We start from the raw sequence: 8,352 nt of genomic DNA, 5'->3' as shown, positions 1-8,352 counted from the left end.
GCAACCTCGGACCGGCCGACAGTCGGAGCTACATCCGTCAAGCGAAAGTAACATCCTCAGGTGAGGCAATACGAGCCATCAAGATTGCGCGATGACTCAAGGGCGGCCGTCAATGGTCCCGCAAGGGTTTCCCAGTCACCTGTATCGAGCGCTACAGCGAATTCGAAAGGAAGGTCGCGAGACAAGGGATACCGATGCTCGACGTCTTCCGCAACTTGCTTAGCTTCCCGAAGCCGCCCGAGGCGAAACAGTTGCCAGCCGTAACTGCACAAGAAGTTGACATCGTTAGCCTTCAGATTTGGATGAGCCTCTACCAGACGAACGAAGGTGTCCCCGTCGCCAGCTCGTAGCGCTGCCTGGGCGGCGAAGGCAATGTCGCGAGGATCGCCGGTTTCCGCAAAAAGTAATTCTGCATACTTAGCGATACCGATATCGTCTTTCTTCGTCACGAGCGCGCCAACGAGCGCCCGTAGCGCTTCTGGCGTCTTCGCGGTCTCATACAGATGTAGCCGTTCGGCGACCGGGTCGGCCCCCTCGGCCGTCGCGATTTCAGCGCGCAACGCCGCAATGTGAGCTTCGTCAAACGCCAGAAGGCTGTTCTCCAGCACGATTTTGGCGGAGGTCACATCACCTTTCTTGGCAAGTGCTTGAATCTCCAGGTAGAGAACCTGCTCCTTGCCAAAGGATGCTTCGGCTTGCTGCCGCTTTTCCGCAACGAGAGCCGCGAGGCCCGCAGCATCATTTCGGTCCAGCAGAATGACGAACATTGCGCGTAGCTCGTCGTCGTTAAGGCCGCCCAAGCCGTCGCGCCGCTGCAAATAGGTTAGCAGTTTGGAAGGCGAGTAATCTGGATCATAGGCCAAGGCGTACTGGATGCGGCTTACGGCCAAGCTCGGCTCTTCCATGTCGTGCCGAAGCCGCACCAACGCTTCCGCTTTGTGCATCGGATGCAACAACCCGCACCACAGGAGGTAGGACTCGATCATTCGAGGCGCAAAGCGCAAGCCAAGATTAGATGCAAGAGGCAACGCTTGACGCAAATCATTCATGGCTTCGTCTAGCCGCGCGGAAAGCTCCGTGTCATTGACGATCGGGCGCGCATGATGAACGGACATTGGCAAGCCCGAAAGCGCGGTGGCTTGCTCAGGCTTCGGCAGCAGACGAGCGAAACGCATTGCGCCGCGAAAGAAATACAGATAGGGCGCATCCGCGAGCTGGGCAGGCGTTGCTTCGGCCAAGATGCTGTTCACGGCACCCAAATCATTCTTCTTGAGATAGGCAAGTGCCAGCATATGAACGGCGGGTGCCGAAAACTGCGAGAGCGAGAGCCCGCTTTCTTTGAACCAGCGCAGGGCTTCTTCATCGCCGCGCTCGGCAAACAGAATGCTCAAGAGGACTGTACGAGCATCCGCATCTGTTTCATCGCGAAGCAATTGTATGGCCTGATTGGGGCGCTTTTCCGCGACGGCCAATCGGGCTCTCGCCAAGATATCTGAGGTTGGGCCGGCCAGTGCTTGACCAGCCGCTAGATGGGCTTTGGCGTCGTCGATACATCCATTAACTGACGCGGATCGAGAAGCGCGGAGGAGGATCTGGCGGCGCAATCCGCTAGATAGCGAGCCAGCGGCTTCCACTGCTTCGGCGGCAAGAGCAGCGAACTCGTCAATCTTGTGCATCTCCGGATACATCGATCTCCGGAGCGTCCGCACATACCGGCTTTCCACGTCACATTCCAAGGCATCAGCGAGTTTGTCGCCGAGCGCATCGGGCCTCTTTTGAAGCGGCTGTTCGCGGTCCGTGGCACTAATTGCGGAATTGGCGGCATTCAAGCGCTCGACGACGCGGTCTGCGACAGCGTCGGGCATCAGTTCTTCCAAGCGCCGCAACGTAAAACTGTTGAAATGCTTCTTAAGAAGGCCGGGATAATCTTGAATGCGCCTGACGATCTCGGTCCAGCCGTAAACGGTTACACGAAAATGGCCGGTCCTCTCGTGCTCTTGCGATATCTTGTTGGCGTGGTCGGTGACCCGCGTATCGTTCTCAGCGGTTGTCGCGATAATGTAGGAACTGAGCTTGGGCGTGAAGGTCTTGGCTTTTTCAACTTCCGCGTCGATTTCGGCGATAGTTAATTTTGTTGGCGGCCAGTCGCGCTTGCCCTTGCATTGGACTCCGGCGCTGTGCCCGTTTTCCCTGCCAAAGATGTCTACGCCGAGTTGCGCTTGTCCGCTTGTCCCATAGCGGACGACGTTCGGATCGTTCCAAATGCGGGCGAAGAGATCGGCACAGATCTCCTCGAATTTTTCCCAGCTTGGCGGCGGACGAAGTTGCTCGTTATTGGCGTCTGACATGATGGATTTGGGGAATCGTAACACGCTCGGGCGGCACCGAGTCGCGTTCGTCAAAGCCTAAGCGCGGTTTGGGGTTATCCGCCAGCCGAAATTTCGGCTTATCCCAGCATCGGCCGGTCAAGCTGGAGTCGTTCTGATGCGTCCGAGAAAATAGCGAATGTAAAAGGCATCGCATGGCGCTCCCTAGGGGAATCGAACCCCTGTTTCAGCCTTGAGAGGGCCGCGTCCTAACCGCTAGACGAAGGGAGCGTTGCGGTCTCAGGCAATAGCCTCGAAAACCGAAAACTGCAAGCGAGGTTGGCTCAGGGTTCGCTGACGAAGCGCAGTTTTCCTGCGGGTTTCAGCGTTTTCGCGTCGAATGTGCGGATTTCGGTGGCCCCGCCTATATCAAGGGTCACCACCAGGCGGTCGCCGGCGGTGCCGGTGGACACGATGCGGGCGCCCTTCGGCAGGGCCGCCGTGATGTCGGTCGTGGCGGCAGGGCTTCCCTCCCCGCGGTAAAAGCGATACCCGACGGCGATGAGGACCACGGCCACTGCCAGCGCCGAGGTCAGGCCCGCGATCAGCATCATCCGCCGCACCCGCGCGATCAGGGCGGCCTGCTCTTGGGTCGGTTCAGGGATCGTTGCGTCGGTCATGGGCGGCTCTTTAAACATGATCTGCGGAAGTGGAAACCGGTTTTGCCGAAGAAAGTAAGCGTGAACGAAGAAGAACAGGGCGCCCCGTGCCCTGATGTCCCGCACGGTGCCGGCCCTGGCGCCCAACGGCTGGCCGTCGTCGTTCAGGGCGATGAGGGATCGTCCCGGCTCGACCGAGTCCTTGCCGCGCGCTTGCCGGAATTGTCGCGGTCGCGGCTGAAGGCGCTGATCCTCGCCGGTTCCGTCACAGTGAAGGACGCTCCCGTCCGCGATCCTGCTTTCCACGTCGCCGAAGGCGACACGGTCGAGGTCGAGATTCCCCAAGCGGTCCCGCCGGAGCCCAAGGGCGAGGATATCGCGCTCGATATCATCTATGAGGACGACGACCTCATCGTCATCGACAAGCCGGCCGGCCTTGTGGTGCACCCCGCCGCCGGCCATGAGAGCGGCACGCTGGTCAACGCCCTGATCGCCCATTGCGGCGCCAGCCTTTCCGGCATCGGCGGCGTGCGGCGTCCGGGGATCGTCCATCGGCTGGACAAGGACACCACCGGCTTGATGGTGGTCGCGAAAAACGACCAGGCCCACCAGTCGCTGACCGCGCAATTTGCCGACCATGGCCGTACCGGGGAGATGGAGCGCGGCTATATGGCCTTCATCTGGGGTGTGCCGAACCGCCAGCGCGGCACCATCGACGCGCCGATCGACCGCCATCCGTATGCGCGCGAGAAGATGGCGGTGCGCGAAGGCGGTCGCGAGGCGGACACCCATTGGGAGCTGCAGGAAGTGTTTCAGGGGCGCGACGGCAAGCCGGTCGCCTCCCTGCTCGCCTGCCGGCTCGAGACCGGACGCACCCATCAGATCCGGGTGCACCTCTCCCATATCGGCCATCCCTTGCTAGGCGATTCGGTCTACGGCCCGCATTTCAAGACGAAGGCCAGCCATCTGGAGCTCGAGGCACAGGCCGCGCTGGCCGCTCTCGGCCGCCAGGCACTCCACGCGTACCTCCTTACCATCGAGCATCCCAGGAGCGGGGAAATTTTGCATTGGGAAGCGCCTCTACCGGAGGATCTGCTTCTCCTGAAACGCAGCCTTGAGGGTGGCGCTATGACGCACCCCTTGAAAAAGCATTGATATGACAATAGGTTATACCAGCCACACGCGGACGTGACGTCAGCAATCCTTCCCTATCACGACCCATTGGGTGTATTGTGCACCTGCGTTGAATATCCAACGCGGAACATCGCAAGCCGGCCGGCTTTAACACAGCGGCGGCCTGCCGGGCCCGCCGCTATCGGGGGCCTGAACCACTGGAGGGCGCAAGTATGGCCCGTACAGCCACTCTACCGGTTCTCAATGGAGAATCCGGTCTTTCTAGATACCTCGCCGAGATCCGTCGGTTCCCGATGCTGGAACCGCAAGAGGAATATATGCTCGCCAAACGTTGGCGCGAGCACGACGATCGCGACGCGGCACATAAACTCGTCACCAGCCACCTCAGACTCGTGGCCAAGATTGCCATGGGCTATCGCGGCTACGGCTTGCCGATATCCGAAGTCGTTTCGGAAGGCAATGTCGGCCTGATGCAGGCGGTGAAGCGGTTTGAGCCCGAGAAGGGCTTCCGTCTCGCCACCTACGCCATGTGGTGGATCAAGGCGTCGATTCAAGAGTACATTCTGCGTTCCTGGTCGCTCGTGAAAATGGGCACGACCGCGAACCAGAAGAAGCTGTTCTTCAACCTGCGCAAGGCGAAGAGCAAGATCTCCGCTCTGGACGAGGGTGATCTCCACCCCGACCAGGTGAAGCTGATTGCGAGCCGCCTTGGCGTGACGGCTCAGGACGTGATCGACATGAACCGCCGTCTCGGCGGGGACGCGTCGCTCAACGCGCCGATCCGCGACGACGGCGAAGCAGGCGAATGGCAGGACTGGCTGGTCGACACCGCGCCGAATGCGGAAGCCCTGATGGCGGAGAGCGAAGAGTTCGATCATCGCCGCCAGGCTTTGACCGGCGCCATCAACGTGCTCAACCCGCGCGAACGCCGCATCTTCGAGGCGCGGCGCCTCGCGGACGAGCCGATGACGCTGGAAGACCTCGCCGCCGAATTCGGCGTGTCGCGCGAACGCGTGCGGCAGATCGAGGTCCGCGCTTTCGAGAAGGTGCAATCGGCCGTCAAAGGCACGATCGCCAAGCAGGAAGCGGCGCTCGAAGCCGCGCACTAACAGCACCAGACAAATCACTCGGTCAAAGCCGGCGGCAACGCCGGCTTTTTCTTTGCGGCCATGAACCCGCTGAACGCGCGGCTCCCGCCTACTCGCCCCACTCCTTAGCCATCTTCGCCAAGGCGCAGCCCTCGCAATAGCGGGCGTCCTTGAAGTCGATCCAGTTGTGGGCGTAGACGCGTTCGAGCGGGATGTTGTAACGGGTGCGCAGCACCTTCACCAGGATCCGCCACGCCGCGACTTGCGCCTCGGTGGGCGGGCGCGTCACGTCGGGATAGTTGCCGGCGAATTCGACGCCGATCGAATTGCCGGCAACGACCTGGCGATAGGTCGCGCCGTTGTCGATATATTTGTTGTCGTTGCGGTTGGCGCCGTCGCCATGGGTCGTCACCAGCTTCTCGTCGACCGCCCAATAGACCGTGCCGTCGGTCTCGACCCACACCATCACGCCACGCCGGCTCGGGTTTTTGGATTGCGCCTGTGCGCCGCCGCGGGCCGAGCCTGCCGGGCCCTCGGTCTGGTGCACGATGATGTTGCGCCAGGGATGGGATCTTGCGACGTCGCCCCAGGGCGCCAGCCACACCATCTTCAGACCGGGGATTTCGGGTGCGCCCGAGGATCGCGCGATCGCCGCAAGGTCAGGCGTCTGCGCGAAGACCGACGTGACGAGCGCGGCGGTGCAGAGCGCCGCCGCAAGCAGGCGAAGGTTCATGCATCAGCCCCCGTGAGGCGGCTTCACGCCGTTTTGCGCCGCGCGATGTCAGGCATGTTCGGCGATCTCGGGCACCAGCGACGGGGCCGGCTCGGAGATCGCGTAGCCGTCGCGGCCACGCTTCTTGGCTTCATACAGCGCCCGGTCGGCGGCGGCGATCAGCCGGTCCGGATAGGCGCCGATCTCCATGGTCCATTGCGCGACCCCGATCGACACCGCGATCGGGATCTCCTTGCCCGAGCATTCGGCCGCATCGGCCCGGCACACCTCCAGCACGCGGCGAGCGATCATCGCCCCCTCGCCCAGCGTGGACGACGGCAGCACGATGCAGAACTCGTCGCCGCCGCTGCGTGCCAGCATGTCGGCCGGCCGCAACCTCGTCTGCGCCATCAGTGAGAAATGCTGCAGGCAGGCGTCGCCGGCGGCATGGCCATGGGTGTCGTTGATGCCCTTGAAGCCGTCGAGGTCGATCACGAGCAGCGCGAACGGCTCGCCGCTGCGCACCGAGCGGGCGCATTCCTCGGTCAGCCGCTGCAGCAGATGGCGGCGGTTGCCGACCCCGGTGAGGTCATCGAGCAGCGCGAGATCGGCGACCTCGTTGCGCAGCCGGTCGATCGCCATCAGCAGGAAGCCGAAGTTCCAGGCCATCGACAGGAATATCACGATCAGGATCCGGGCTGCCTGAAGTCCGTTGAAGTCGACGATCGAGAGATCGCCCCCGACCTGCAGCAGCGCGAGGGCGGAGCGAGCGGCATAGGCGATGATGAGAAGGACGCTGCAGATAGCGGCCAGCCGGGCGCCGGGATTCTGGTCTTCGCGCCGCATCATCACCAAATGCAACGTGATCGCTGCCGGGACGATCTGTCCCAGGGAATAGATGGCGATCCGCATCGGCATGTCGTCCTGCACGAACTGGAAATAGGCGAGGCCGATGCAGGTCAGGCCGGTGCCGAGCGCGGGGGCGCGCCAGGAGATCGGGACATTGTAGAACCGCTGGACGCCCATCACGACGAACCAGCACGCGAAGATCAGCAGCGCATTGCAGCCGATCAGCAGCAGGCGGAAATCGACCACGCCGCGCAGCATCGACGCCGCCGCGCCCGCGGTTGCCGCAAACGCGGCGGCGGTCCAGAACCGCGCCGCCTCGAATTTGGGATAGCAGCGCAGCACATAGACCCAGACCAGGCCGAGCGCGAAGAAGTTGGTGACAGACACCGTCCACAGCGTCGGAACACTCAGCACCGCAAATCCAGGATGTGCATCCTGCCCCTTCCCAAAGGTGAACGGACCGCCCGTGACGGCTCTGTTTCGGCCGGCAACATGCCGTCGTCTGGCTTAACGGAATCTCAATTCGATCGCCTACTCGGTGCTTTGGTTTTGAAACAATGAAGATCGAATTTCCGCAGCATTAACCTTACCCGCCCGGCCGTTCGATGGCGCCGAGAGCGTGTGGCGCGCGGCGGAACGTGGCAGGTTCGGCGAAAAATCGCGTAAAAATGCGTAACAGTTGTGGATAACACGATGACAGTGAGGTGACAGCCCGCGGCAGCACGCCGCGAATCTGTTGAGCTTCTCAACCGAGGATGTTGCGAGGTTGGCCCTCCGCCAAGCATGCCTCAGTGTCGCGTTTCAATCCATTTAACCCTGAGAGGATACTATGGCTAAGAAAGCGAAGAAGGCGAAAAAGGCGAAGAAGGCCACCAAGAAGAAGAAGGCCAAGAAGTAACTGTTTTCAGCCCGGGCGGCGGCGCGCGCTCGCCCTGCCCGGGCGCTCAAACCGGGGTTGATCAAACCGGCGGGCTTGCGGCCCGCCGTTTGATTTTGCGCCCCCGATCGGAGCCCACAACGCGCATCGGATTATGCCCTAGCGCCCGCCAACCCGCGCCAGCACCATCCGCTCCGCCTCGCGGATCACATCCAGCGGCGCCCAAGGCTTCGACCAGAATTTCGCGCCATCCGGCAGCTTCCGCCTAAGCGGCTTGCCCGAGGTGACGATGACGCCGAGGGCGGGATTGCAGCGCTTGGCGATGTGGGCGAGCTCAACGCCGTCCTTGTAGCCGGCGAGCTCGACATCGGTCATCATCAGATCGAGGTCCTCGCCGTCGCGCTGCAAAACCACCTCCGCAGCTTCAGCGCTGGCGCATTCGATCACATCGAAATCACTCTCTTCCAGCAAGAGCCCGATCATCTGCCGCTGCATCGGGTCGTCTTCAACGACGAGCGCTCTTGCGCGAAGCGGCCTTGCTTGTTCCATTGGCGCCTCCGTTCGTGAAGTAAAGAAGGTTAAAACCTGCCCCTCGAACTGGTTCAGTTCCAATCCCGAAAAACTTGCGGAACCCTGTGCTACAGATAGGTCCCTTGTATCTGCACGGGCATGATTTGTGCGATGGAAGCGATTTAGCGTCTTGGCCGGTGGCCACCGGCCAAGACGC

The 8,352-nt window shown here is 61.9% G+C and carries 7 protein-coding genes and 1 tRNA gene; 2 read left to right on the top strand and 6 right to left on the bottom strand.

The genetic code is table 11. The features are described from left to right. Nucleotides 1-56: 56 nt before the first annotated feature. The 3 genes from AAFX91_RS36145 to AAFX91_RS36135 all read right to left on the bottom strand — a co-directional run bounded on the left by AAFX91_RS36145 (nt 57) and on the right by AAFX91_RS36135 (nt 2,986). Nucleotides 57-2,348, bottom strand: coding sequence for a hypothetical protein (locus tag AAFX91_RS36145; protein WP_394569705.1), 2,292 nt, complete (start codon nt 2,346-2,348; stop codon nt 57-59). A 174-nt stretch (nt 2,349-2,522) separates the two neighbouring features. Next, nucleotides 2,523-2,597: transfer RNA gene (locus tag AAFX91_RS36140), tRNA-Glu, on the bottom strand. 53 nt (nt 2,598-2,650) lie between these two features. Next, nucleotides 2,651-2,986 carry a hypothetical protein gene (locus tag AAFX91_RS36135; protein WP_394569704.1) on the bottom strand — a complete coding sequence of 112 codons (336 nt, stop codon included), beginning with the start codon at nt 2,984-2,986 and terminating at the stop codon, nt 2,651-2,653. A 129-nt stretch (nt 2,987-3,115) separates the two neighbouring features. On the opposite strand from AAFX91_RS36135, the gene AAFX91_RS36130 reads away from it, so the two are divergent. Further along, nucleotides 3,116-4,120 (top strand): RluA family pseudouridine synthase, encoded by a 1,005-nt coding sequence (locus tag AAFX91_RS36130; protein WP_394569706.1) that lies wholly within the window; start codon nt 3,116-3,118, stop codon nt 4,118-4,120. Between the two features lie 191 nt (nt 4,121-4,311). Further along, nucleotides 4,312-5,208, top strand: coding sequence for an RNA polymerase sigma factor RpoH (gene rpoH / locus AAFX91_RS36125; RefSeq protein WP_130577186.1), 897 nt, complete (start codon nt 4,312-4,314; stop codon nt 5,206-5,208). A gap of 88 nt (nt 5,209-5,296) precedes the next feature. On the opposite strand, the gene AAFX91_RS36120 is transcribed toward rpoH, so the two are convergent. From AAFX91_RS36120 to AAFX91_RS36110, 3 genes are all read right to left on the bottom strand, one after another. Continuing rightward, nucleotides 5,297-5,920, bottom strand: coding sequence for an N-acetylmuramoyl-L-alanine amidase (locus tag AAFX91_RS36120; protein ID WP_394569703.1), 624 nt, complete (start codon nt 5,918-5,920; stop codon nt 5,297-5,299). Nucleotides 5,921-5,968: 48 nt separating this feature from the next. Beyond that, on the bottom strand, nt 5,969-7,162 hold the full coding sequence (locus AAFX91_RS36115) for a GGDEF domain-containing protein (RefSeq protein ID WP_394569702.1): 1,194 nt from the start codon (nt 7,160-7,162) through the stop codon (nt 5,969-5,971). Nucleotides 7,163-7,784: 622 nt separating this feature from the next. Beyond that, nucleotides 7,785-8,174 (bottom strand): response regulator, encoded by a 390-nt coding sequence (locus AAFX91_RS36110; protein ID WP_130577183.1) that lies wholly within the window; start codon nt 8,172-8,174, stop codon nt 7,785-7,787. Between the last annotated feature and the right edge of the window lie 178 nt (nt 8,175-8,352).

The organism is Bradyrhizobium sp. 31Argb, from assembly GCF_043638955.1.
GTDB lineage: Bacteria > Pseudomonadota > Alphaproteobacteria > Rhizobiales > Xanthobacteraceae > Bradyrhizobium.
The sequence above is the reverse complement of the archived record's forward strand: the minus strand, read 5'-3'. Positions and strand labels throughout refer to the sequence as shown.

What these genes read in the sequence shown, in the direction of transcription:
- AAFX91_RS36145 (WP_394569705.1), bottom strand. Translation starts at nt 2,348, where the DNA reads ATGTCAGACGCCAATAACGAGCAACTTCGTCCGCCGCCAAGCTGGGAA.
- rpoH (WP_130577186.1), top strand. Translation starts at nt 4,312, where the DNA reads ATGGCCCGTACAGCCACTCTACCGGTTCTCAATGGAGAATCCGGTCTT.
- AAFX91_RS36110 (WP_130577183.1), bottom strand. Translation starts at nt 8,174, where the DNA reads ATGGAACAAGCAAGGCCGCTTCGCGCAAGAGCGCTCGTCGTTGAAGAC.
- AAFX91_RS36120 (WP_394569703.1), bottom strand. Translation starts at nt 5,920, where the DNA reads ATGAACCTTCGCCTGCTTGCGGCGGCGCTCTGCACCGCCGCGCTCGTC.
- AAFX91_RS36135 (WP_394569704.1), bottom strand. Translation starts at nt 2,986, where the DNA reads ATGACCGACGCAACGATCCCTGAACCGACCCAAGAGCAGGCCGCCCTG.